This window comes from Hephaestia mangrovi, from assembly GCF_019880555.1.
Lineage (GTDB): Bacteria > Pseudomonadota > Alphaproteobacteria > Sphingomonadales > Sphingomonadaceae > Sphingomonas > Sphingomonas mangrovi.
Genome location: NZ_JAINVU010000005.1, coordinates 235,782 through 259,035 on the forward strand (window position 1 = coordinate 235,782; position 23,254 = coordinate 259,035).

The 23,254-nt window shown below is 67.9% G+C and carries 25 protein-coding genes; 10 read left to right on the top strand and 15 right to left on the bottom strand.

The window, feature by feature from the left end; genetic code table 11:
* Position 1 precedes the first annotated feature (1 nt).
* From K7G81_RS13100 to K7G81_RS13120, 5 genes are read right to left on the bottom strand one after another with little or no spacing between them, the layout of a single operon-like run.
* Complete coding sequence (locus K7G81_RS13100) at positions 2–748, bottom strand: FliH/SctL family protein (protein WP_223031249.1); 747 nt, start codon at positions 746–748, stop codon at positions 2–4.
* Positions 741–1,748, bottom strand: coding sequence for a flagellar motor switch protein FliG (gene fliG / locus K7G81_RS13105; RefSeq protein WP_223031250.1), 1,008 nt, complete (start codon positions 1,746–1,748; stop codon positions 741–743). Before fliG ends, K7G81_RS13100 begins: the two co-directional genes overlap by 8 nt.
* Positions 1,748–3,460 carry a flagellar basal-body MS-ring/collar protein FliF gene (fliF, locus tag K7G81_RS13110; protein WP_223031251.1) on the bottom strand — a complete coding sequence of 571 codons (1,713 nt, stop codon included), beginning with the start codon at positions 3,458–3,460 and terminating at the stop codon, positions 1,748–1,750. Before fliF ends, fliG begins: the two co-directional genes overlap by 1 nt.
* A gap of 4 nt (positions 3,461–3,464) precedes the next feature.
* Complete coding sequence (fliE, locus tag K7G81_RS13115) at positions 3,465–3,839, bottom strand: flagellar hook-basal body complex protein FliE (RefSeq protein WP_223031252.1); 375 nt, start codon at positions 3,837–3,839, stop codon at positions 3,465–3,467.
* Positions 3,836–5,101 (bottom strand): sigma-54 interaction domain-containing protein, encoded by a 1,266-nt coding sequence (locus K7G81_RS13120; RefSeq protein WP_223031253.1) that lies wholly within the window; start codon positions 5,099–5,101, stop codon positions 3,836–3,838. The genes fliE and K7G81_RS13120 overlap by 4 nt, the downstream gene beginning before the upstream one ends.
* A gap of 279 nt (positions 5,102–5,380) precedes the next feature.
* On the opposite strand from K7G81_RS13120, the gene K7G81_RS13125 reads away from it, so the two are divergent.
* Positions 5,381–6,202 (top strand): flagellin N-terminal helical domain-containing protein, encoded by an 822-nt coding sequence (locus tag K7G81_RS13125; protein WP_223031254.1) that lies wholly within the window; start codon positions 5,381–5,383, stop codon positions 6,200–6,202.
* 141 nt (positions 6,203–6,343) lie between these two features.
* Here the strand turns inward: K7G81_RS13125 and K7G81_RS13130 are convergent, their stop codons facing one another.
* Positions 6,344–7,432, bottom strand: coding sequence for an alkene reductase (locus K7G81_RS13130; RefSeq protein WP_223031255.1), 1,089 nt, complete (start codon positions 7,430–7,432; stop codon positions 6,344–6,346).
* An 86-nt stretch (positions 7,433–7,518) separates the two neighbouring features.
* Between K7G81_RS13130 and K7G81_RS13135 the strand changes: the two genes are divergently transcribed.
* The 4 genes from K7G81_RS13135 to K7G81_RS13150 all read left to right on the top strand — a co-directional run bounded on the left by K7G81_RS13135 (position 7,519) and on the right by K7G81_RS13150 (position 11,071).
* The gene (locus tag K7G81_RS13135) at positions 7,519–8,424 is read left to right on the top strand and encodes a DMT family transporter (RefSeq protein ID WP_255587011.1); all 906 of its coding nucleotides are present in this window, start codon (positions 7,519–7,521) and stop codon (positions 8,422–8,424) included.
* Positions 8,425–8,429: 5 nt separating this feature from the next.
* The gene (locus tag K7G81_RS13140) at positions 8,430–9,086 is read left to right on the top strand and encodes a COQ9 family protein (RefSeq protein ID WP_439649553.1); all 657 of its coding nucleotides are present in this window, start codon (positions 8,430–8,432) and stop codon (positions 9,084–9,086) included.
* Positions 9,087–9,161: 75 nt separating this feature from the next.
* Positions 9,162–10,667: a flagellar filament capping protein FliD gene (gene fliD / locus K7G81_RS13145; protein WP_223031258.1), complete on the top strand. Its 1,506-nt coding sequence runs from the start codon at positions 9,162–9,164 to the stop codon at positions 10,665–10,667.
* Positions 10,668–10,669: 2 nt separating this feature from the next.
* On the top strand, positions 10,670–11,071 hold the full coding sequence (locus K7G81_RS13150) for a flagellar export chaperone FliS (RefSeq protein WP_223031259.1): 402 nt from the start codon (positions 10,670–10,672) through the stop codon (positions 11,069–11,071).
* Positions 11,072–11,077: 6 nt separating this feature from the next.
* Here the strand turns inward: K7G81_RS13150 and K7G81_RS13155 are convergent, their stop codons facing one another.
* From K7G81_RS13155 to K7G81_RS13165, 3 genes are read right to left on the bottom strand one after another with little or no spacing between them, the layout of a single operon-like run.
* Positions 11,078–11,752, bottom strand: coding sequence for a GNAT family N-acetyltransferase (locus tag K7G81_RS13155; RefSeq protein WP_223031260.1), 675 nt, complete (start codon positions 11,750–11,752; stop codon positions 11,078–11,080).
* Positions 11,753–11,754: 2 nt separating this feature from the next.
* Positions 11,755–12,828, bottom strand: a complete 1,074-nt coding sequence (ribA, locus tag K7G81_RS13160; protein WP_223031261.1) for a GTP cyclohydrolase II — start codon at positions 12,826–12,828, stop codon at positions 11,755–11,757.
* Complete coding sequence (locus K7G81_RS13165) at positions 12,825–13,619, bottom strand: exodeoxyribonuclease III (RefSeq protein WP_223031262.1); 795 nt, start codon at positions 13,617–13,619, stop codon at positions 12,825–12,827. Before K7G81_RS13165 ends, ribA begins: the two co-directional genes overlap by 4 nt.
* Before the next feature lie 115 nt (positions 13,620–13,734).
* Here K7G81_RS13165 and K7G81_RS13170 point away from each other — a divergent pair, with 115 nt between their 5' ends.
* Entirely contained in the window at positions 13,735–14,661 is a 927-nt protein-coding gene (locus tag K7G81_RS13170) for a CE1 family esterase (protein ID WP_255587012.1), read from the top strand.
* Here K7G81_RS13170 and K7G81_RS13175 read toward each other — a convergent pair.
* The 3 genes from K7G81_RS13175 to K7G81_RS13185 are packed head-to-tail and all read right to left on the bottom strand — an operon-like array spanning position 14,652 to position 17,598.
* Complete coding sequence (locus K7G81_RS13175) at positions 14,652–15,416, bottom strand: sulfite exporter TauE/SafE family protein (RefSeq protein ID WP_255587013.1); 765 nt, start codon at positions 15,414–15,416, stop codon at positions 14,652–14,654. The genes K7G81_RS13170 and K7G81_RS13175 overlap by 10 nt on opposite strands.
* Positions 15,409–16,617 (bottom strand): dual-specificity RNA methyltransferase RlmN, encoded by a 1,209-nt coding sequence (gene rlmN / locus K7G81_RS13180; RefSeq protein WP_223031263.1) that lies wholly within the window; start codon positions 16,615–16,617, stop codon positions 15,409–15,411. Before rlmN ends, K7G81_RS13175 begins: the two co-directional genes overlap by 8 nt.
* A gap of 33 nt (positions 16,618–16,650) precedes the next feature.
* Positions 16,651–17,598, bottom strand: a complete 948-nt coding sequence (locus K7G81_RS13185; protein WP_223031264.1) for an NAD-dependent epimerase/dehydratase family protein — start codon at positions 17,596–17,598, stop codon at positions 16,651–16,653.
* A gap of 89 nt (positions 17,599–17,687) precedes the next feature.
* Here K7G81_RS13185 and K7G81_RS13190 point away from each other — a divergent pair, with 89 nt between their 5' ends.
* On the top strand, positions 17,688–18,626 hold the full coding sequence (locus K7G81_RS13190; RefSeq protein WP_223031265.1) for a LysR family transcriptional regulator: 939 nt from the start codon (positions 17,688–17,690) through the stop codon (positions 18,624–18,626).
* Here K7G81_RS13190 and K7G81_RS13195 read toward each other — a convergent pair.
* Together K7G81_RS13195 and K7G81_RS13200 are read right to left on the bottom strand one after the other, a co-directional pair.
* Entirely contained in the window at positions 18,563–19,027 is a 465-nt protein-coding gene (locus K7G81_RS13195; protein WP_223031266.1) for an invasion associated locus B family protein, read from the bottom strand. The genes K7G81_RS13190 and K7G81_RS13195 overlap by 64 nt on opposite strands.
* Positions 19,024–19,662, bottom strand: a complete 639-nt coding sequence (locus K7G81_RS13200) for a histidine phosphatase family protein (RefSeq protein WP_223031267.1) — start codon at positions 19,660–19,662, stop codon at positions 19,024–19,026. Before K7G81_RS13200 ends, K7G81_RS13195 begins: the two co-directional genes overlap by 4 nt.
* Before the next feature lie 137 nt (positions 19,663–19,799).
* Here K7G81_RS13200 and K7G81_RS13205 point away from each other — a divergent pair, with 137 nt between their 5' ends.
* The gene (locus tag K7G81_RS13205; protein WP_223031268.1) at positions 19,800–20,459 is read left to right on the top strand and encodes an outer membrane protein; all 660 of its coding nucleotides are present in this window, start codon (positions 19,800–19,802) and stop codon (positions 20,457–20,459) included.
* Between the two features lie 157 nt (positions 20,460–20,616).
* Positions 20,617–21,729 (top strand): DNA polymerase III subunit beta, encoded by a 1,113-nt coding sequence (gene dnaN, locus K7G81_RS13210; protein WP_223031269.1) that lies wholly within the window; start codon positions 20,617–20,619, stop codon positions 21,727–21,729.
* A gap of 1 nt (position 21,730) precedes the next feature.
* Here the strand turns inward: dnaN and K7G81_RS13215 are convergent, their stop codons facing one another.
* Positions 21,731–22,348: a Pr6Pr family membrane protein gene (locus K7G81_RS13215; protein WP_223031270.1), complete on the bottom strand. Its 618-nt coding sequence runs from the start codon at positions 22,346–22,348 to the stop codon at positions 21,731–21,733.
* A gap of 122 nt (positions 22,349–22,470) precedes the next feature.
* Between K7G81_RS13215 and K7G81_RS13220 the strand changes: the two genes are divergently transcribed.
* A complete protein-coding gene (locus tag K7G81_RS13220; RefSeq protein WP_223031271.1) occupies positions 22,471–23,253 on the top strand; it encodes a Coq4 family protein in 783 nt (260 codons plus the stop codon).
* Position 23,254 lies beyond the last annotated feature (1 nt).

The window sequence follows — 23,254 nt, forward strand, 5'->3', positions numbered from 1 at the left end:
GTCAGTCCCGCGGCAGGGCGACGCGGTCGATCGCCTGGCTCAATTGCTCGAGCCACAGATCGGGGCCGTCCTCGATGATCGTCGAGGCCGATTCGAGCACGAAGCTGCCGCGCTCGATGGTGGCGTCGCCGGCGGCGAACACCGTCTTGGGCAGCCGCCCTTCGATCAGGGCGAGATCGTCGGGATTGACCCGGAGCAGCGCCGATTCGGTGGTGTCGGCCAGCATCTCGGTCGCCGCGGTGACGCGCTTGGCAAGCAGATCGCCATCGACCCCGGTTTCGCCGATCAACCGGCTGACCAGCAACATCACCGTCTGGCGCAACTGCCCCGCCACCCGTTCGCGATCGATCTGCCCGGCGGCGCGCAATTCGGCCGTGATCTCCTCGATCAACGCGCGGTCGCGCGCGCCGTTGGCCGCTGCCTCGGTAAGGCCGGCGGCCTTGCCCTCGGCATAGCCCATTTCGTGCGCCGCCTTGATCGGATCGATGAAGCTGCTCGCGCCGGCCGGCTTGCTGTCCTCCTCGGCTGCGGCGAGCGGATCCCATCCTTCGGTGGGATTGCTGCCGCGATCGGCGGGGCTGAAGTGGCGCGGCTCGGCCGGCCCGCCCTCGGCCCGGCGCTGCCGCCCGCCGGCGCGCTCCTTGATATCGGCGGGCGCGAACAGCTCGCCGCCGAGATTGAACGCCCGGTGCAGCGCTTCGGCGGCGGCATTGTGGCGCGCCGTGAATCCGGCAGTGAAATCAGACATAATCGTCTTCCCCGCCGCCCATCATGATCGTGCCGTCCTTGGCCAGCGTGCGGGCGATCTGGATGATCGCCTTCTGCGCTTCGAGCACCTCGGAAAGCCGCATCGGCCCGCGCGCTTCCATCTCGTCGCGGATGCCGTCGGCGGCGCGCGCCGACATGCAGCCGAGGAACCGCTCGCGCGCCATCTCGTCGACACCCTTGAGGGCGCGGCTGAGCAGATCGCCGTCGACATTGCGGATCAGCGTGCCCAAATTCTTGTCGTCCATGTCGAGCAGGTTGTCGAACACGAACATCGCCTCCTCGATCTCCTTGGCGGTGGCGCGATCGATCTTGGCGAGCTTGGGCATGACGCGCTGCTCGGTCGCCTTGCGCGCGCTCGACATGATCTTGGCCGCTTCCTTGGTACCGCCGAGCGACAGCCCGCCGGCCTGCTTGGCGGTGCCGGTGCGGGTGGCGACGACGGTCTTGAGCGTTTCGATCGCTTCCGGACTGATCGGGCCGAGCCGGGCGATGCGATGCATCAGTTCGGGCTGCAACGCATCGGGCAGCAGCTCGAGCACCTTGGCGGCGACCGCGGGATCGCAATTGGCGAGCAGCAGCGCCGCGACCTGCGGGTGCTCCTTTTCGACCATCGCCGCGATATCGGGCGCCTCGAGCCAATCGAGCAGGTCGATCGCGCAGCATTCCTCGGGCGGGGTGATCCGCGCCAGCACGCTCGACGCTTTCTCCGGGCCGAGCGCACGGTTCATCACCGCGGCGATCCTGGGCGCGGGGTCGAAGCCGATCGCCGTCCGTTCGCGCGCCTTGCCGACGAAATCGTCGAGCACGCTTTCGACCTCGGGCTCGCCGACATCGGCGACCGCGAACATCGCGGCGCCGAGCTGGCGCACTTCCTCGGGATCGAGCTTCTGGAGGATCGCCGCGGCTTCCTCCTCACCGACCAGCATCATCAGCACCGCGGCGCGTTCGACGCCGGTGAAGGTTTTCGGCTGCATGTTCATCACTGGGCGTCCGATTTGATCATGTCGCGCACGGCGAGCGCGGCGCGGGCGGGGTTGTCGCGGGTGAAGCCACGGACCAAGCCGACGCGATCGTCATAGCCCCGCCCGCCTTCGAGCATGTCGATGCTGACCGGTGCGTGATGCGCCTCTCCGCCTTCACCACCTTCGCCGCCCGAGCCGTTGCCCAGCGCGAGCCGCGGCTGCGCCGCTTCCTCGCGCTTCTTGAGCAGCGTCTTGGCCAGCGGCCGCACCCCGAACAGCAGCACCAGCAGCGCGACCACGATCGCGGTGACGTTGCGCAGCACCATCGGCAGCCAGCTCGCCTGATACCAGGGCGTCGAGGCGGCATCGGCGTCGGCACCGGCGAACTTGGCCTGGATTACCGTCACCTGATCGTTGCGGCTCTGATCGTATCCGACCGCGGCGCGGACTGCCTGCGTGATGTTGTTGACCTCCGCCTGGCTGCGCGGCTTGCCCGTACCGGGATCGCGCAGCACCACCGCGACCGACAGGCGCTTGATCGCCCCCGGCGCACCTTGCGTCACCGAGACCTCGCGACCGAGATCATAAGCGCGGGTGTAACTGTCGCTGGCCTTCTGCGAGTCGGGCATCGGCCCGGCGGGCGTGGCCGCGTTGGCGGCGCCGGCAGCCGGCTGGCCGTTGGCGGGCGCCTGAGCGGCGGCCTTGGCGGCGGGCGTGGTGATCTGGCTCGCCGGGGGCGGCGTGTTGGAAAGCGCGCCGGGAATGCCGCTCGGCGGCGCCGAAGCACCGGCGTCGGTCGTCCAATTGCCCTGTTCGGCGCGCAGTGCGCCGTCCTTGTCATAGCTTTCGCGCGTCGCCTGGGTCTGGTCGAGGTCGACATCGGCCTGCACCTCGGCCGAGAAATTGCCCGCGCCGACCAGCGGCGTCAGCAGCTGGATCAGCTGCGTGCGGTACTTTTCCTCCACCTTGCGCTGGAATTCGATGCGATCGTCGCTCGCCTGCGTCGCGGAATCGGTGCCGCCGGGCTTGCTCAGCAGATTGCCCATCTGATCGACGACGGTGACCGCGTCGGGCTTCATTCCCGGCACCGACGACGCGACGAGGTTGACGATCGAGGCGACCTGCGCGTCGCCGAGGCTGCGCCCGGCGACGAGCTTGAGCACGACCGAGGCCGAGGGCGCGGGATTGTCGCGAACGAACACCGAATCCTCGGGCATCGCCAGGTGGACGCGCGCGCTGTCCACCGTGTCGATCTCCTGGATCGATTGCGCGAGATCGCTCTCGCGCGCCTGGCGCAACCGCTCGCCCTCGACCGCGCGGCTGGTGCCCATCGGCATGTCGTCGAGGATCGCATAGCCGGTCGGCGCCGATTTCGGCAGGTTCTGGCTTGCCAGCAGCATCCGCGCCTTGGCGTAATCGTCGCGGCCCACGGTGACGGCGCCAGTATCCGGATCGATCCGGTTGGCGATCCCGCCGGTGGTCAGTGCCTGCGTGACGGCAGCCTTGTCGGCATCGCCGAGCCCCGCGAACAGCGTCCGCTGCGGCGGAGTGGACAGCATCACCCAGGCGAGCGCGGCGGCGGCGATCAGGCCGATCATCAGCGTCATCGGCAGCGCGCGGCGCACCGCGGGCTGCTGCAGGATCGTGCCGATCTGCTTCAGCGGGTTGGCGAAGCGTTCAGGAACGAGGTTCGGCGCACCGGCGCCGGCAGGGGCAAGTTGGTTGCTCATCTGATTACACCGGCATGCTCATGATGTCCTTGTAGGCGGACAACAGCTTGTTTCTGACCTGCAGGGTGGCTTCGAAGCCGACCTGCGCCTGCTGGCGCGCCAGCATCACCTTGGCGATGTCGATCGTCTCGCCGCGCTCATAAGCGTCGGAGAGCGCCCCCGCCTGTTGCTGGCCGTCGTTGACGCTTTTCAGCGCCTGTTCCATCGTGTCGGCGAAGCTCGCCGGCTTGGCCGACGCCGCACCCGTCGCGGCATTGGCGCCGCCGACCGGCGCCGATTGCGCGCGCTGCAGCGCCTGGTTCTGTTCGAGGATCTGCGCGCGCAGCGCCATCACCCGATCGACGGGGCTCATCCCGCCGACGCCACCGACCCCGCTCATGCCGATGCCGCCCGCAGGATATCTTCACCCTGCTCGCGCGCCTTGGCGAGGCGATAGCGCAACGTCCGCTCGGAGATGCCGAGCCGCTTCGCGGTCTCGATCCGGCTGCCGTTGCAGGCGGCGAGCGTCTCCCGGATCGCCTGGAATTCGGACATCTGGACCACCTTGCCCAGCGTCTGCGGCGAGTCCTCGGTGATCGCGACGGTCTCGCGCGGCGCCTCGGGCATGCGGTCGAACACGATATGGCTCGGCTCGATCGTATCGCCGGCGGCGAATAGCAGCGCGCGCTGGATCACGTTCTCGAGCTCGCGGACGTTGCCGGGCCAGCTATGCCCCATCAGCTTGGCGACCGCGCCGTCGCTCGGCCACGGCACCGCCTTGCGGCTGCCGGCGTGGCGCAGGATCAGCGTCGCGGCGAGCGCCGGAATGTCCTGCGGGCGATCGGCCAGCGTCTTGGTCTCGAGCGGGAACACACTCAGGCGATAATAAAGGTCGGCGCGGAACCGGCCGGCGGCGACTTCGCCCTGCAGGTCGCGGTTGGCGCAGGCGATGACGCGCACGTCGATCGGCTCGGCCTGGGTGGCACCGATCGGGATCACCTCGCGCTCCTGCAGCGCGCGCAGCAGCTTGGCCTGCAGCGTCAGCGGCATCTCGGCGATCTCGTCGAGCAGCAGCGTGCCGCCATTGGCCGCGCGGAAGAAGCCCTCGCCCCCCGATGACGCGCCGGTGAAGGCACCTTTCTGGTGGCCGAACAGCAGGGCTTCGAGCATCGTCTCGGGCAGCGCCGCACAATTGACCGCGATGAACGGCCCCTGCGCCCGCTCCGAATTGAGATGAATCGATCGCGCCAGCACTTCCTTGCCGGTGCCCGTAGGGCCGTTGATCAGCACGGTGATGTCGGCGGCGGCGACGCGCTCGGCAAGCGCGTGGAGCGCCAGGCTCTCCGGATCGGCTGCGGTAGGCACTTCCGGTCCGGCGAGCATCGCGCGGATGAAGCCATTGCCGATGGCGCACGCGTCACCGTCGAACGATACCCGCGCCGGATTGCCGTCGCGTGATGGCTGCGCGGTGCGGCCCTCATCGCCGATCACGATCGTGCGGGCAGCGGCCGGCGGCGTTTCACCCTCGGCAACGAGGAACATGTCCCCCGCCTGCGGCTTGTCGTCCTCGAACGACCCAATTGCGAAACCCTGCGATCGCAGCGACGAGATGAGCGCGTATTTCTGGCGCAGCACCGCTGCGGACGGATAGATTACTGGCATGAAGCCCCCCAATAGTGAGCAGGGTAGCGATTCCCCGCTGCACAGCCTTCAAATGCAGCTTACGTGGTAAATGAAGCGTGAAGATTTGCCGGGTGGCGGCAAAATTTTGCCAGCTTTGCCGTTGCCTTGCTGCAACAAAACCGCCCGCCGTAGCGTCAACCGCAGAAAAAATTCGATTCCGCTAAAGCCACCCCGCAGCCGGTCGTTACCCGGTCTGGCGGCTCGGCCCTTCGCTATGGGGGCGGCGGGGATCGCCAGCTACGAACGGAGACACGGACAATGACTGTTATCGGAACCAACATCAGCGCGCTGCGTGCGTCGAATGCGTCGACCTCGGCGCAGATGGGCCTCTCGCAGGCGATGCAGCGCCTGTCGACCGGCAAGCGCATCAATTCGGCTTCGGACGATGCCGCCGGCCTGGCGATCTCGAACTCGATGACCGCGCAGATCAACGGCATGAACCAGGGCATTCGCAACGCCAACGACGGCATCGCGATGGCCCAGACCGCTGATGGCGCGCTCGACGAAGTCACCAACATGCTGCAGCGCATCCGCGAGCTCGCGGTGCAATCTTCCTCGGGCACCTATTCGGATGATGACCGTGCCAACATGCAGACCGAAGTCGATCAGCTGTCGACCCAGATCGGTTCGATCGTCAACAACACGCAGTTCAACGGGGTCACCCTGTTCGACGGCAGCGCCGGCTCGGGCGGCACCGTGACGATCCAGACCGGCGCCAACGCCAGCGATACCGTCGATCTCTCGCTCGACGACCTCACCGGCGACTTCGGTTCGCTGTCGGTCGACGTGTCGAGCGCTTCCGCCGCCAGCAGCGCGCTGTCGGACATCGACGACAACCTGAAGACGATCAACGACACCCGAGCAAGCCTCGGTGCGTCGGAGAGCCAGCTGCAGTCGGCGGTCAACAACATGACGACCGATGCGGCCAATCTGACGGACGCCCGCAGCCGCATTCAGGATGCCGACTTCTCGGCCGAGACGACCAATCTCGCCAAGGCCCAGATCCTCGGCCAGGCCTCGACCGCGATGCTCGCCCAGGCCAACCAGAGCCAGCAGAACGTCCTGAAACTGCTCCAGTAATCAGGTACACGGCTCCGGCGCCGCCCCCCTTAAGGGTGTCGGGGCCGCCCAACAGCGCCCGCCCGCAGGGCAGGGATGCTAACGAAACCCCGGCGACCGCACGGCCGCCGGGGTTTTTGTGCGTCGGGCTCGATCGCCGTCCTATGCGGCGGCGCCTTCCAGCGTCGGATAATCGACATAGCCTTCGGGTCCGCGCGCATACCAGGTCGGCATGTCGTCGGGATTGAGCTCGGCGCCACGGCGGAAGCGTTCGGGCAGATCGGGATTGGCAAGGAAGGTGCGGCCGAAGGCGACAGCGTCGGCAATCCCGGCACCGAGCACTGCCTGCGCGTCGGCGGCGCGGAAATCCTGATTGAGCACCAGCGGCCGGCCGAACACCTCGCGAATCGCCGGCGAGACCTTGGGCTGAGTGGTGCTGCCGAATGTGCCGTCGGGGCCTGGCTCGCGGAGCTCGAGGAAAGCGATGCCGATCTCGTCCAGCGCCCTGGCGGCGGGCACGAACACCGATTCGGGATCGCTGTCGATCACGCCCTGGGTATCGCCATTGGGCGAAAAACGCACCGCGGTGCGGTCGGCCCCTGCCACCGAAGCGATCCGTTCGACCACCTCGCGCAGCAGGCGGATGCGATTCTCCACGCCGCCGCCATAATCGTCGGTGCGCTGGTTGGCGCCATCGCGCAGAAACTGGTCGATCAGATAGCCATTGGCGGCGTGAAGCTGCACGCCGTCGAACCCCGCCGCGATGGCGTTGCGAGTCGCGCGCTCATAATCATCGAGCAACCGCGGGATTTCCGCGACGTCGAGCGGGCGCGCCTCGGCGTAAGGCTGCTTGCCGTCATAGGTGTGCGCCTTGCCCGGCGCGGTGGTCGCCGATGACGAGACGGGGCGCGCGCCGTCGAGGAAGTCGGGATGAACGATCCGGCCCATGTGCCACAGTTGCGCGAAGATCCGCCCGCCGGCGCCTTGCACCGCCTGCGTCACCGGCTTCCACGCCTCGGTCTGCTCATCGGTCCACAGCCCCGGCGCATAGGGCCAGCCCAGCCCCTCGCGGCTGATTCCGGTCGCTTCGGAGATGATCAGCCCGGCCGAGGCGCGCTGCGCATAATAATCGGCCATGATCGGGGTCGGCACATGTTCGCGAGTCGCGCGACCGCGCGTCAGCGGCGCCATCAGGACGCGATTCGGCGCTTCCACGGCGCCGAGCTGAATGGGGTCGAAAAGGCTTGGCATAAGGTTTCCTTTTGCTACCGGGCTGTCGCCATATAGGAGGGCGGGGCGCGGCAATGCACCGGCGAACGGACCAAAGATTTTCTCGTATGCCGCAAAGCGAATCGCCCGCGCTGGCCCTCGCCGCGCTGTTTCTCGCCAATGCGGCACTGGCCTTTGGGCCATGGTTCGTGCGGCTTGCCGACGTCGGGCCGGTCGCCGTCGGCTTCTGGCGAGTCGCACTGGCGGTGCCGCTGCTCGCTGTGATGGCGCTGGCCAGCGGCGCGCGACCGCGGCGCCTCGCGCCGGCCCTATGGGGCGTGCTTGCTGCAGGCGGCCTGTGCTTCGCCGCCGATCTTGCCAGCTGGCATATCGGCATCCTGCGCACCACGCTCGCCAACGCGACCCTGATCGGCAACTCGGCGATCCTGTTCTACCCGATCTACGGCTTCGTGATCGCCCGCACCTTGCCGAGCCGCGGCCAGGGGCTCGCCCTGCTGCTCGCCGCGATCGGCGCCGGACTGCTGATGGGCCGGTCTTACGAACTGTCGACGCGCAATCTCGCCGGGGACCTGCTGTGCCTCGCGGCGGGCATTCTCTACACCGGCTATTTCATCCTGATGGCGCGCGCTCGCGCGGTGATGGCGCCGCTGCCGGCGCTGACGCTGTCGTCGATCGCCAGCGTCGTGCCGCTTTTGGTGTTCGCGACGCTCCTCGGCGAGCACATCTGGCCGCACCATTGGGCGCCGCTGATCGGCGTCGCGCTGGCGAGCCAGGTGCTCGGGCAGGGGATGATGATCTACGCGCTCGGCAAGCTGCCGCCGCTGGTCGTCGGCATCGCGCTGCTTACCCAGCCGATCATCGCCGGCACGGTCGGCTGGCTGGTCTATGGCGAAACGCTGGGCGTGGCGGACCTTACCGGCGCCGCGCTGGTTGCGGTCGCGCTTGTGCTCGTTCGTCGGCGCGAGCCTGCGGCGTTGCCGATCGAGGCGATTGAGCCTAGATCGGGGGTGTGATGGACATGCTGCCGCCAGACGCCACGCTCGACGAGATCCGTGCCGCGATCGCCCCCGATCTCGCGGTCAATGCCGCTTTCGACGGCTGGACGGAGGCTGCGATCACCGCTGCGGCGGCTGGCCATGGCGTTGATCCCGATGTCGCCCGTCTCGCTTTTCCGAACGGCGCGATCGACATGATTGCCGCCTGGTTCGAGGCGATCGACCGCGCGATGATCGCCGCGGTGCCCGATGCCGCGCTGGCCGGGATGAAGATTCGCGAGCGCATCTCGGCCCAGGTCGAGGCGCGGCTCGATGCGCTGGCCCCCGATCGCGAGGCGCTGCGTCGCGCGCTCGCCATCCTCGCGCGCCCGCGCAACGCGCTTGCTGCGGCGAAGCTCGGCTGGCACGCCGCCGACCTGATGTGGCGCCGCGCCGGCGACACCGCGACCGATTACAATCACTACACCAAGCGCACGATTCTCGCCGGGGTCTACACCGCGACGATCGCCGTGTTCCTCGATGACGAGAGCGAGGGCCTGGCCGATACCCGCGCCTTCCTGTCACGCCGGATCGACGGCATCCTGCGGTTCGAGAAGGCCAAGGCACAATTCGCCGGGCGGCGCGATCACCTGCCCAGCCTGTCGCGCTTCATCGGCCGTTTGCGCTACCCGCCGGCCTGACCCCGCGCCCACCCACGATTTTCGCTAAAGTTTCGCCGCAAGCGGTCGCTTCTCCTGGGAAAGGGGAACGGGGCGATGACGACCACCAGCGGCACGAGTTCGACCAGCAGCAGCTCGACCAGTGCGACTGCGTCGATCATCAGCCAGCTCAACGCCGGCTCGGGCATCGATACCGGCGCTTTGGTCGATCAGCTCGTCGCCGCGCAATTCGCCACGCAGGAAGACCAGCTCTCGACCAAGGGCGACACACTGACCGCGGAGATCAGCGCGGTCGGCCAGCTCAAGAGCGACATCACCGGATTCACGTCGGCGCTGTCGACGCTGATCAAGGGCGGCACGCTGCAAACCGCACCGACTACCTCCAACAGCAGCATCGTGGGCGTGTCGGCGCTGGCCGGCGCCTCGCTTGCCGGCCTATCGGCGCAGCTCGAAGTCGATCAGCTCGCCACCGCGCAATCCGCCTCGAGCGGGGTCATTGCCGATCCGCTTGCCACGATCGGCGGTGGCACGATGACGCTGACGTTCGGCACCGCGACCGTCAGCAATGGTCAGATGACCGGCTTCACCGCAGGCGCGGACACGCCCATCGACATCACGATTCCGGCAAATGCCAATCTCAACGACATCGCCAAGGCGATCGCCAATGCTCATGCCGGGGTTACCGCATCGGTCATCACCGACGGCAGTGGCGCGCGCCTCATGCTCAAGGGCGCGACCGGCGAGGCGCAGGCCTTCACCCTGACCGCGACCAGCGGCGATGCCGCGCTCTCCTCGCTCAATGTCGGCGTCGGCGCCACCGGCACGACGATCGGCACCGCCGCGCAGGATGCCGAAGTGACGCTCGATGGCGTCCAGTTCAGCAGATCGAGCAATTCGTTCACCGATCTCATCGCGGGCGTGCAGGTCGATCTCGCCTCGGCGCAGCCCGGCACGATCGTGTCGATCGGCTCAAGCCGGCCGACTGCGGCGTTGAGCCAGGCGGTCACCGATTTCGTCGACACCTTCAACCAGGTGATCGCCGAGGTGAACACCGATACCGATCCGCAGGGCGGCACGCTGAGCCAGGACACCGCGGCCAAGAACCTGAAAACGATGCTCCGCCAACTCACGCTGACCAAGCTGATCCCGAGCGGCGTCGACGGCGCCCCGACCACGCTGGCCGAGATCGGCGTCGGCACCAATCGTGACGGCACGCTCTCGGTCGACGCCGATCAGCTGTCGACGGCGCTTGCCAAATGGCCCGATCAGATCGAGGCGATGTTCGCGGATCTCAAGGGCACCAGCGTCTCGCTCGGCGCCAATGTCATCGACAGCGGCCGCGGCCTTTTGGGGGCGCTCAGTTCGATTTCGGCGAGCGCGTCGAGCACGGTCTATGGCCTCACCGCCAGCGCGACCAAATATACCAAGGCGCAATCCGATCTGTCGGACGCGAAGGACAAGCTGACCAAGCAGGAAACCGATACCCGCGCCCGCCTGACGCAGCAGTTCGCGACGATGGATTCGATGGTCGCGTCGTACAAATCGACCCAGACCTTCCTGCAACAGCAGATCGACGCCTGGAACGGCAAGAGCGGCAACTGATCATGGGCCGTTATGCGACCAGGCTGGGCCGCGACCCGGCGGCGACCTATCGCCAGATCGACGTCGCCGGGCGCACCGCCGAAGCCGATCCGCACCAGCTCGTCGAACTGCTCTATGACGAGCTGATCCACGCGCTGCGCACCGTCGCCTGGGCGACCGAGCATCGCCGCTTCAAGGTCAAGAGCGAGAAGGCGACGCGCGCCACCGCGATCCTGTTCGCGCTGGAGGCCGGCCTCGATTTCGAAAAGGGCGGCGCCGTCGCCGTCACCCTGGCGCAGCTCTATCAGGGCGCGCGCAAGGCGGTGATCGAGGCGAGCGTCGGGCGCGACCCCAAACCGTTCCTCGACGTCGCTGCCAATCTCGAGGAGATCGCCGCGGCCTGGCGCAGCCTGCGCGCCGGTTGAGGCCGGTCAGCCGCGCACGATCAGTGCATAGGTCAGCGTCGCGCGCGCCCGGAAACCGAGCCGCTCGTAAAGCGCGATGGTTGCCGCGTGATCGGCATAGGCATGCAGGAAGGGCGTCTCGCCACGCGCGGCAATCCGCGCGGCGACCGTCGCCAGCAGGGCCGCGGCATAGCCCCGCCCGCGAAAGCCGGGGCGCGTGCACACCCCGCTCACCTCGGTAAAGCCGGGCAGCCGCAGCCGCTCGCCGGCCATTGCGACCAATCGCTCGTCATCACGAATGCCGATAAAATCGCCCAGTTCGTGCGTTCGCGCGAAGAACGGCCCCGGCTCGGTCAGTGTCGCCAGATCGAGCATGTCGGCGGCATCGCGCTCGTCGAGCGCCATGAAGGCGATTTCAGGCGCGGCCGCCGGCGCGTCGGCAACCATCTGCACGCACGCCGCCTGCTTGTGAATCCGCAAGCCGGACGGCAGCGGCGGCAAGCGGCTCTCGACCAACCCGATCATGCCGCCATCGGGGACGAGATCGGCCAGCGCGGCCAGATTGCCGGGCGCCTCATCGGCGGCTGCCGCGAACAAACCGATCGCCGGATCGAGCCGCACCGCGCGAGCATCGCCGATCGCGAATGGCCGCTGCCGCGTCGTCAGCGCATGCCACACCGGCCTGTCGAGCACATGCGCCATGATCAGAGCTGGTGGCCGGTACGATCGCGTTTGGTGGCGAGATAGCGTTCGTTATGCGGATTGGGCGGCAGCTTGTGCGCCACGCGCTCGACGACCGTGATGCCCGCCGCCTCCAGCCCCGCGACCTTCGCCGGATTGTTGGTCAGCAACCGGATACGATCCTGCCCGAGGAGCTGGAGCATCCGCGCTGCCACCGCGAAATCGCGCGCATCGATCGCGAAACCGAGCCGCGTGTTGGCGTCGACCGTGTCGAACCCCTGGTCCTGCAACGCATAAGCGCGCAGCTTGTTGATCAGGCCGATGCCGCGCCCTTCCTGGCGAAGATAGAGCAAGATGCCCCAGCCGCTCTCCTCGATCTCGTGGATCGCGGCGTGGAGCTGCGGCCCGCAATCGCATTTGAGGCTGCCGAGCACGTCTCCGGTCAGGCACTCGCTATGCAAGCGGACGAGCGGCGGGCCGCCGTTGGGCTGGCCGATGAGGAGCGCGACATGCTCGCCCGGCATCTCGGGGGTGCGGAACGCGACGATCTCGCTGTCCTCGGCGCCCGCCACCGGCAATCGCGCCCGCGCCGCGATAGTGAGGCGCGCGGCATCCTCATGCGCGGCGATATCGTCCGGCGTCACGCGGATGTCCGCATCGCGACCGGGGAGCACGAAGAAAGCGGGCAATATCCCGGCGATCCGCGCAAACCGCAGCGCCGTCGCGGCGAGGTCCGGCGCCGGCGTCGCAACCGCGCGATATGGCCCCTTGAGCGGGGTCGCCAGATCGAGCTGCGGATCGGCGAGCGCGGTCGCCGCCGCCATGTCGAGCCATGGCGCGCGCGCGATCGTCACCGGCGCATCGGGCGTTGCCGCCTCGCGCTGATTGGCGAGCTTCAGCGTCTCGGCCCGCCCCGCCGACAGCAGCACCGCCGCCTCGCCGGCCGGATCGAATGCCGCCAGCCGCTCGGCATCGGCCGTCTCGATCGCCAGCAGCGCGAGCCGGACGTCGCCATCGGCGATCGCGACCGGCCAGCCGCGGCGCAGCGCATCGATCGCGCGGGCCGCGGCGCGCGGATCGCTGGCGCCCTCCTTCATAGCGCAAACTCGGTCATGATCGGCACATGGTCGGAGGGTTTGAGCCAGCTGCGGCACTCCTCGAACACGGTATGCGCGGTCGCCGTGGCGGCGACGTCCCCGGTCGCCCACATGTGATCGAGCCGGCGGCCGCGATCATTCTTGGTCCAGTCGGGCGAGCGATAGCTCCACCAGGTGTGCAGCCGCGCCGGCGCCGGATAGAAATGCCGGCCGAGGTCGACCCACGAATTGCTTGCCTTGAGCCCGCCGAGCGCCTCGACCTCGATCGGCGTATGGCTGACCACCTTGAGCAACTGCTTGTGGTTCCACACGTCCGCCTCAAGCGGCGCGATGTTGAAATCGCCGACCAGGATGGTCGGCACGTAGAGCGTTTCGGACCAGCGCGTCATCCGGTCGACGAAATCGAGCTTCTGCCCGAATTTCGGATTGATCTCGCGATCGGGCACGTCGCCGCCCGCCGGAACATACACATTCTCCAGCCGCACGCCGTTTTCCAGCCGCACGCCGACGTGCCGCGCCTCGCGATTGGCCTGCCAGTCGAGCCGGTCGTCCTCGGCCAGCGGCACGCGGCTCAGGATCGCGACGCCGTGGTGCATGCGCTGCCCGTGCAGCACGATATGGTCATAGCCGAGCTTGCGGAACGGCGCCTTGGGGAAATCGCCATCGATCACCTTGGTTTCCTGCAGGCACAGAATGTCCGGCTGCGCTTCCTTGAGGAAGCGTTCGACGATCTCGATCCGGAAGCGGACGGAATTGATGTTCCAGGAGACGATTTTCAACGTGTCGGCCATGCGCCAGCCATGTAGCCATCGCGCCGCCGGGGCGCCAGTGCCGCACGCGCGCCTTGCCCGCGACGCTGATCGCCGCCTATCGGAGCGGCCGGACCGACGCATCAGGATCGCCGCCATGCCCCATACGCTCCTTCGCCTGGCGATGCCGCTCGCCGCCGCCTTGGTCGCCCTCTTGACCGCCGGCGGCGCGCTGGCCGCACCGCGCTGCATGCTTGCGCCGCCCGGTCAGACGCAGCGCATCGCGGTCGACGGTACCGGGCGGCCGATGCTGCTGCACCTGCCGCGCGGCTTCGACGCCCAGTCGCCCGCGCCGATCGTCTTCCTGCTCCATGGCAGCGGCGGCACCGGCGCCGGCATCCTGGCCGAATCGCGCCTCGCCGCGGCCGCGGACCGACACGGCTTCATCGTCGCCGCGCCCGATGCCGGGATTCCCGCCGGCAAGGGTTTCGTGTGGAATATTCCCGGCGTGCCGACGACGCGCGGAACGGTCCCCGGGCCGCACGCCGCCAACGATACCGCCTATATCGAGACCGCGATCGACCGCCTGGTCGCGGCGGGCTGCGTCGATCCGGCGCGCGTTTATGTCACCGGCCTTTCCGGCGGTGGCCGCATGGCCTCGTGGCTCGGCTGCGTCGCCGCCGATCGCATCGCCGCGATCGCGCCGGTCGTCGGGCTGCGTGCCGGCAACCCTTCACGCGATGACGAGCGGCGCCCCGATCCCGCCACCTGCCGTCCGTCGCGCCCGATGCCGATCCTCGCCTTCGCCGGCGATCACGATACCACCAACCCGATCGACGGCGGCGGCGCGGGCTATTGGCGGTATTCGATGCACGCCGCCGAGCAGCGCTGGGCCGCGCTCGATCATTGCACCGCGGCGCCGACGACGCAGTGGGTGAAGCCCGGCATCTACGAGGAAAGCTATACCGGCTGCGCCGATGGCAGCACGGTGATCGGCCGCATTACGGTTGGCGAAACCCACCATTGGATCGCCGACGACGACGTGATGTGGGCGTTCTTTGCGCGCTACAGCCGTCAGCCATAAGCACGCGCGAAGAACACGATCGTCGTGCCGATCGCGACCAGCAGCGTCCACGCCCGCACCGCGGCCTCAGGCAGGCGCCTGCCGATATGCGCGCCGCCCCAGCCGCCGATCACCGCGCCGATCAGCATCGGCACGCAGGCCCACCACTGGATCAATCCGGTGGCGACGAACACGCATGCCGCGGCGGTGTTGGCGATCGCCAGCATCAGCGTGCGCAGCGCGAACATGCCGCGCGGTGACGCGCCGACCAGCAAGCCGTAGAGCGCGGTGGTCATCAGCCCCACACCGCCGCCGAAATAGCCGCCATAGACGCCGAGCACCGCCTGCGCGGCAACCAGCGTCCGCGTGCCGATCGTCACGCGATCGTGCAGCCAGCGCGCCGCCCGCTTGCCGAACGCCAGCACCAGCGAGGCGAACAGCAGCAGCCACGGGATAATGATGTCGAACGTGCTGGTCGGCGTCACGACCAATAGCGCGCTGCCGATCAGCGCTGCCGCGAAAGTGACGCCGCCGAGCGGTTTCGGCGAGACGCCGGCGACCGGAGCCAGTTCGTCGCGAAACGCCCAAGCGCTGGTCGCAGCACCCGGCAGCAGTGCGGCGTTCGAGGTCGCGTTGGCGGCGGTCGAGGGCAGGCCGACAGCGATCAGCGACGGCAAGGTCGCAAAAGTGCCGCCACCGGCGAGCGCGTTCATCGTCCCGCCGATCAGTCCGGCGCCGGCGACGAGCGCGATTCCGCCGACCGTCGGGTCAGCCAAGCGCGGCCAGTTTCTCTTCGGCCAGCCGATCGAGCTCGGCGCGGCTCTTCTTCTCGGCGGCGGTCTTCAGCTGACCGCAGGCGGCATCGATGTCGCGGCCGCGCGGGGTGCGCGTCGGCGCCGAGATGCCGCCCTCGAACACGATGTTGGAGAAGGCGCGAATCCGCTCGGGCGTCGAGCATTCGTACGGCGCGCCCGGCCACGGATTGAACGGGATCAGATTGACCTTGGCGGGCAGACGATACTTGCGGATCAGCCGGACGAGCTCGCGCGCGTCCTCATCCGAATCGTTCTTGTCCTTGAGCATCACGTACTCGAAGGTGATCCGCCGCGCGTTGTTGGCGCCGGGATAGTCGGCACAGGCCTGCAGCAATTCCTCGATCCCGTATTTGCGGTTCAAGGGCACGATCTCGTCGCGCACGTCCTTGGTCACCGCGTGAAGCGAGACGGCGAGATTGACGCCGATCTCCTCGCCGGCGCGCGCCATCATCGGCACCACGCCCGAGGTGGAAAGCGTGATGCGCCGCTTGCTCAGCGCCAGCCCGTCGCCGTCCATCACGATCTTCAGCGCGTCGCGCACCGAATCGAAATTATACAGCGGCTCGCCCATGCCCATCATCACGATGTTGGTCAGCATCCGGCCTTCGGGGGTCGACGGCCATTCGCCCAGCGCGTCGCGCGCCAGCATCACCTGGCCGACGATCTCGCCCGGCGTCAGGTTGCGCACCAGCCGCATCGTGCCGGTGTGGCAGAACCGGCAGTTGAGCGTGCAGCCGACCTGGCTCGACACGCACAAGGTTCCCCGATCGGCATCGGGGATGAACACCATCTCGTAATCCTGCCCGTCATCCGATCGGAGCAGCCACTTGCGCGTGCCGTCGGTCGAGACCTGCGCCTCGACCACCTGCGGGCGACCAACCGCGAACCGCTCCGCGAGCCACGGATGCTGCGCCTTGGCGATATCGGTCATCGCGGCGAAATCGGTGGCGCCACGATTGTAGATCCAGTGCCAGATCTGCTTGGCGCGCAGCTTGGCCTGCTTCGGCTCCATTCCCGCCGCGGCGAGCGCCTCGCGAATGCCGTCCCGCGACAGCCCGATCAGCTCGACGCGGCCGTCGGCCCGCGCCGTCTGGGCGCGCGGCACGGGCACGGGGTCGATATGCCCCGGAATGGGCATGGTGAGCGGCTCGGCGGTCGGCATGGCTGCGCACATAAGCGATTTGCGCGATCTTTGCTAGGCGCCGACCGGGGCAAGGCAGCCCAGCGCTTCCAGCGTGGCCCGCAGCGCAGTCACCAGCGGCGTATGCGGCTCGTCGCCGAGGAACGAAACCAGCGCGCGATTGTCGAGCCGCACCGGGTGCCGCCAAAACGGGCGCATCTCGATCAACTCGCGCATCGTCGCGTTGAACGGCGCGATCAGGGGTAGCAGCGCCCATGGCAGGCGCCGGACCGAAAGGTCGCGATTGCCCGTCGCCTCGCCGATCGCGCGGACGAAGCCGTCGCCATCGCCGTCCCAATAGCCGCCAAAGTGGAAGCGGGCGAAAACAGGCAGCCGATCCGCCGCGTCGAGCAGCCGCGCGAACGCCTCGCCGACGTCGGGCAGATAGGCCCAGGCATGGCCGACGCCCGGCTCGCCCGGCATCGTCACGCTGCGCACCGGCCGGCCCGGCGTCACCATGCCTTGCGACAGCCAGTTGTTGCCGGCGCGCGGGCCGAAGAAATCGCCGGCGCGCAGGATCAGCGCGGGCTGCCCCGATGCTTCGATGCGGCGCTCCATCTCGACGCGGATCGCGCCCTTGCGCGTCGCCGGATGTTGCGGCGAATCCTCCTGGGCCACCGGCGTCGCGGCGGGATCATAATTGTAGATGGTACCGGGCAGCGCGAGGCGCGCGCCGGTCTGCCGCGCCGCCGCCAGGCTGTTGTCGAGCATCGGCAGCACCAGTTTCGCCCAGTCGCGATAGCCCGGCGGGTTGACCGCGTGAACGATGGCGGTCGCGCCTACCGCGGCTGCGGCGACCGTTTCGCGATCCATGGCGTCGCCGATCGACCAGTCGATCGCGCTCGATTGCGGCTGCGGCTTGCGCGTCAGCCCGCGCACCCGCCAGCCCCGCGCATGCAGCGCGCGCGCCGTCTCACCGCCGATGCCGCCGGTGGCGCCCAGAACCAGAGCCGTTTTCGTCATCGTTACCTCCATTGCCTGTCGACGACATATCGGCCCGCTCTGGATCATCGAAAATTGTCAATCTTCGACGGTCAGCCTAGAAGAAATAAATGAGCCGGGAGCTTGATTGGGATCACCAGCGCGCCTTTCTGGCGGTGCTTGATAGCGGCAGCCTGTCGGGTGCCGCGCGGGCGCTAGGCCTGACCCAGCCGACCGTCCGGCGCCGCATCGAGACACTGGAGCAACGCCTCGGCACCGTCTTGTTCACGCGCGCGCCGACCGGCCTGCTGCCGACCGAATCGGCGCTGATGATGGCTGAGCCGGCGCGCGCAATGGCGCACGCTGCCGAAGCATTCGTCCGCATCGCCTCGGCGCCGGCCGACGCGCTGGCCGGCGTCGTCCGTGTCTCGGCGAGCGACATTATCGCGATCGAGGTGCTGCCGCCGATCCTCGCTGCGCTGAAGCGGCGCCATCCCGGGCTCGTCATCACCCTGTCGCCGAGCAACCGCGTCGAAGACGTGCTGCGCCGCGAATCGGACATCGCGGTCCGGATGGTGCCGCCGGCGCAGGATGCGCTGGTCGCCCGCCGGATCGGGGCCGTGCCGCTCGCGCTGCATGCCCATCGCGACTATCTCGCCGAAGCGGGAACGCCGGCGTCGCTCGCCGATCTTGCCCGCCATTGCCTGATCGGCACCGAGCACGATACGGCGATGCTCCGCGAGCTACGCGCGCGGGGCTATCCGCTCGACGTCGCCGACTTCGGTTTTCGCAGCGACGACGATCTCGCGCATATGGCGGCGATCCGCGCCGGAATCGGCATCGGCGTCTGCCAGATACCGCTGGCCATGCGCGATCCGGCCCTCGTCCATGTGCTGCCCGAAGCCTTCCGCTTCGACCTCGAAACCTGGCTGGTGATGCACGAGGATTTGCGCCGGATCGCCCGCGTGCGCGTGGTGTTCGACGCCGTCGCCGCGGGGCTCGGCGCTTATCTCGGCAGGCAGGCGAGCGCCGCCGCGTCGATCGCGGAAGCGGCGCCGGGCAGCGCATAGGTGTCGGCAAAGGGGCGGCCGGTGGTGCTGACGCCACTGACGCTCATCGATCGGGCCGATCGCATCGCCGCGACGATCGCCGCGTCGGTGCGCGCATCGGGGGCCCAGGCATTGTCGCCCTGCGCGGTCAGCGTGAAGCGGCGTTCGTCGATCGACAGCGTCGGCGCCAGACCATCGCGAACCGGCCGGCTGAGATGCAGCGCCACCTGGTTGCGGATGCCGCGATCGGGCCGGGTGGCGACGCTGGCGAATGCGCCGGTGCCGCGACGGACCGGCGTGGCCAGCGCGAAGCAGCGCGCCGGTGATGATTCGCGAAACGCGCCCCAGCCGTGCCAGACGCCGATCGCCTGACGGTCGGGCGCGCCGGCGAACAGGGCAACCAGCAACGCGACGACGATCATGCCGGCGCGTGCCCTGTGCCGCGATGAACGATAGTCTCGCGCCCCGCTTCGATCACCACCAGCGATCCTTGCGGCAATCCCGATGCGGTCGGCGCGCCAAGCTCTGGATGAACCGCCGCGCCGGTCAAGACGCCGCGCAGCACCCGGCTCGAAATGCCGTGCATGATGATCAGCCGGTCACTCTCGTCGTCGTCGGTATCCGCCAGCCAGCCGGACACGCGCTCGGCGATCTCGGGATAGGTTTCGCCGTCGGGCGCACACATCAGCAAGCCGCCGGGCAAAACGATCGTGCCGCCGCGCTCGTCCATGATCTCGCGATAACCACGGCCGCTCCAGCTACCGGTGCCGATCTCCACCAGCCGGGGATCGGTCCGCGCGGCATGCCAATCCAGCCCGAGATGATCGGTGATGATCGCCAGCGTCTGCAAGGCACGTCCGGCCGGCGACGCCCAGAGCGAGAGCGCCGGCCGGTCGCCGAGCAGCTGATGCAGCGCACGCCCCATCTCGTCGGCCTGGGCGAAGCCGGCGCGGGTCAATGGCGTGTGAACATGATCGCCCTGCATACGCCCCGCCGCATTGAACACCGTCTCACCGTGGCGGGCGATGAAATCGCGGCCTTTGCGATTGGAAACCATCGCCGCGGTTTCAACCCCCTGTGGCCGAAAAGCAACGGAAATCCGCGTTTATCTGAGGTTCATGCAACGTCAGCGCGGCTTACCCATTTACCCCGTCCGCCCCCGCCATGGGGAGCGTGATGTGAATGGAGTTAGTTATGCGTAAGCTTGTTCTGACCGCCCTCGTCGCCACCAGTGCCGTGGCCTTCGCCGCTCCGGCGATGGCGCAAACGGCGAACGGCCCGTTCGACGGTTTCCGCGTCGGCGCGCTCGCCGGCTGGGATGGTCTGCGCCCCGGCAGCGGGCATGATTCGAGCATCTCGGATGGTCGCGGCGCCGATGGTTTCCTGTATGGCGCGGAGCTCGGTTATGACCACCAGATGGGCAAGCTCGTCCTCGGCGCCGAGGGCGAGATCGACGGCTCGACCGCCAAGACGACCAACGATCCGGTCGATAGCGCCGCGCTCGGCTATGGCCGTGTGAAGACCGGCCGCGACCTCTATATCGGCGGCCGTATCGGTTACACGGTCGCGCCGACGACGATGCTCTACGCCAAGGCCGGCTATACCAACGCCCGGCTCGATCTCGCTGCCAACAACGGCACCGATACCTATGCCGATCACTATAATCTCGATGGCTACCGCCTCGGCGTCGGCGTCGAGCAGTCGTTCGGCCGCAACGCTTATGCCAAGCTCGAATACCGTTATTCGAACTATGGCAATGCGCGCCTGGAATATCCGGACGGCAGCAACACCAACAATTTCGACGTCGACACCGATCGTCACCAGGTTGTCGCGGGCGTGGGCTTCCGTTTCTGAACCCCATCTCGTGACCGGTACGTGTAAAAGAGTAGCGTAACAGAAAGGGCCGGGGCGCTTGCTCCGGCCCTTTTTTGCGTTAAGGAAAGGAAGACCTTGTCGCTGCGTTTTGCGGTGACGACGATGACTAATTCGGGCTCGGCCCCGGGGGAACGAGATGAAGGCGACGATCGAACGCGCGACCCTGTTGAAGGGCCTCAGCCACGTCCAGTCCGTGGTCGAGCGGCGCAATACGATCCCGATCCTGTCGAACGTGCTGATCGAGGCCGGCGACGGCGCGCTGAAGCTGATGGCGACCGATCTTGATCTGCAGATCAACGAAACCGTCCCCGCCGCGATCGATCAACCCGGTGCGACGACGGTGCCGGCGCACACCCTGTTCGATATCGCGCGCAAGCTGCCTGAAGGTGCCCAGGTGGAGCTGTCGGTGGCCGAGGGCCGGATGACGATCGTCGCCGGGCGCGCGCGCTTCACGCTGGCGACGCTGCCGCGCGACGATTTCCCGGTGATCGCCGAGGGCGAGCTGCCGATCAGCTTCGAGCTGCCCGCCGAGACGCTGAAGCAGATCATCGACAAGACGCGCTTCGCGATCTCGACCGAGGAGACGCGTTATTATCTCAACGGCATCTTCTGGCACGTCAGCGATGAAGGCAGCCAGCCGGTCCTGAAGGCCGCAGCGACCGATGGCCATCGCCTCGCGCGCGTCACCGTGCCGCGCCCCGACGGCGCCGAGGGGATGCCCGACGTCATCGTGCCCCGCAAATGCGTGGCCGAGCTCAGGAAGCTGCTCGACGAGATCGACGGCTCAGTCGGCGTATCGCTGTCGAACACCAAGATCCGTTTCGATCTCGGCCAGGCGCTGCTCACCTCGAAGCTGATCGACGGCACCTTCCCCGATTATTCGCGCGTCATCCCGACCGGCAACGACAAGATCCTCAAGATCGATCCGAGGAGCTTCGAGGAAGGCGTCGACCGTGTCTCGACGATCGCCACCGAAAAGACCCGCGCGGTCAAGATGGCGCTCGACAAGGACAGGATCACGCTGTCGGTGACCAGCCCCGAGAACGGCACCGCGGCCGAGGACGTGCCGGGCGACTATACGTCGTTGCCGTTCGAGATCGGCTTCAATTCGCGCTACCTGCTCGACATCTTGGGCCAGATTGAGGGCGATTCGGTCGAGGTCCATCTCGCCGACGCCGCCGCGCCGACGCTGATCCGCGAGAACGACAAGGCACCGGCGCTTTACGTGCTGATGCCGATGCGGGTGTGACTCAGCGGCGGCGCTTGAGCCGCTGATCGAGCCACACCATCGCATGTCCTGCGGCGAAGAAAGCCGCCGCGATGATCAGCGCGATGACGATCGTCGTCGGCCAGCCCTGTTTCGCGACGTTGAGGAACGGATAGGCATAGACGCCCTCGTGCCGTCCGCGCAGCAGTGCATAGGCCCAATAGGCCAGCGGCGGCACCGCCCAGATAACCGGATCGCGGTGCGTCAGGCGACCGTGGCGTGTCGCGAACAGCCAGAACAAGGGCACCAGCACCGGCGTCACGCGATGCAGCAGCAGGTCGGCGAGACGCGCCCCGCCGCTCAATTCTAGCAGACCGGCGAGCAGGGTCGCGTAGACCACGCCGACCAGCACGATGGCGATCGTCACCCCGCCGATCAATCGCGGCGGGCACCAGCCCGGCCGCACCGCGACGCCGGTAAAGACCAGCGCCACCGTGAGGTTTGCGAGCACGGTGAAATAGCGCGCCATCGCCCATAATGCCTTGGCCGGCGCGCCGGCCAGCGCCATGCTGGCATCCAATTGGAAGACGAGCCCCGCCCATGCGGTCGCCGCCACCGCCAGCGCAGCGATCCTCACGAAGCCCGTTCGCGTGCCTGCCATTTCGCTGCTCTCCCGTTCGGCGTGCGCCCGCGCTATCCCATCGCCTCGCCCGCCGCCAGCGGGGAACTTGACGGCGCGCGGCGCATTGTTTACTTACAGCAATGTAAGTAAGGATCGACTCGATGGCTACGCTTCCCCCGTTTCCCGGCACCACCGGCCGCCGCGACTGGCGGACCGCATTCGGTGCCATCCGTAAGCTGCTCGCCAATGGTGACGATACCACGCAGGTGTTCCGCATCATGAAGGCGCTGAACGCCGGCAATGCGGAACAGAATTACGCGCGCCTGCTCGCTACCGAACAGGGCGGCCGGATTGCCTATCAGCGCGTCGAGCTTACCGAGCGTTTCACCGACAAGGTCTGGGTCGCGCAATTCGCTCCCGGCACGGTCGGCGCCGCCTATCGCGATTTTCTCGAAACCACCGGCTATTCGGCCGACGGCCTAGCCGAAGTTTCCAAGGTGATCCGCGAGGACGAGATGGCGCATCCCTATGCCTGGTTCGGCCGCCGCACCCGCGACGTCCACGATATCTGGCACGTGCTGACCGGCTATCAGGCCGACGAAAGCTTGGGCGAGGCGTGCCTGGTTGCGTTCAGCTATGCGCAGGTCGGCGGGCTCGGTTGGGCGTGGATCGCCGGTGCCGCGTCGCTCAAGAGCCTGAAGGTCACCGGCAATCGCCTGTTCTCCAAGGCGGTGTGGGAAGGCTATCGCCACGGCCGCAAGGCCAAATGGCTGATCGGCGAGGATTATGAGGCGTTGATGGCCGAACCGATCGACCAGGCACGCGCGCGGCTCGGCATCGCAGAGCCGGTCGCCTACAAGAAGGCGCAGCGCGAACTCGGCCCCGAGCTCGCGTCGTATCTCAGCGCGGCGAAGAAGCCGGCGGCGATGCCGGCTGCCGCCTGAC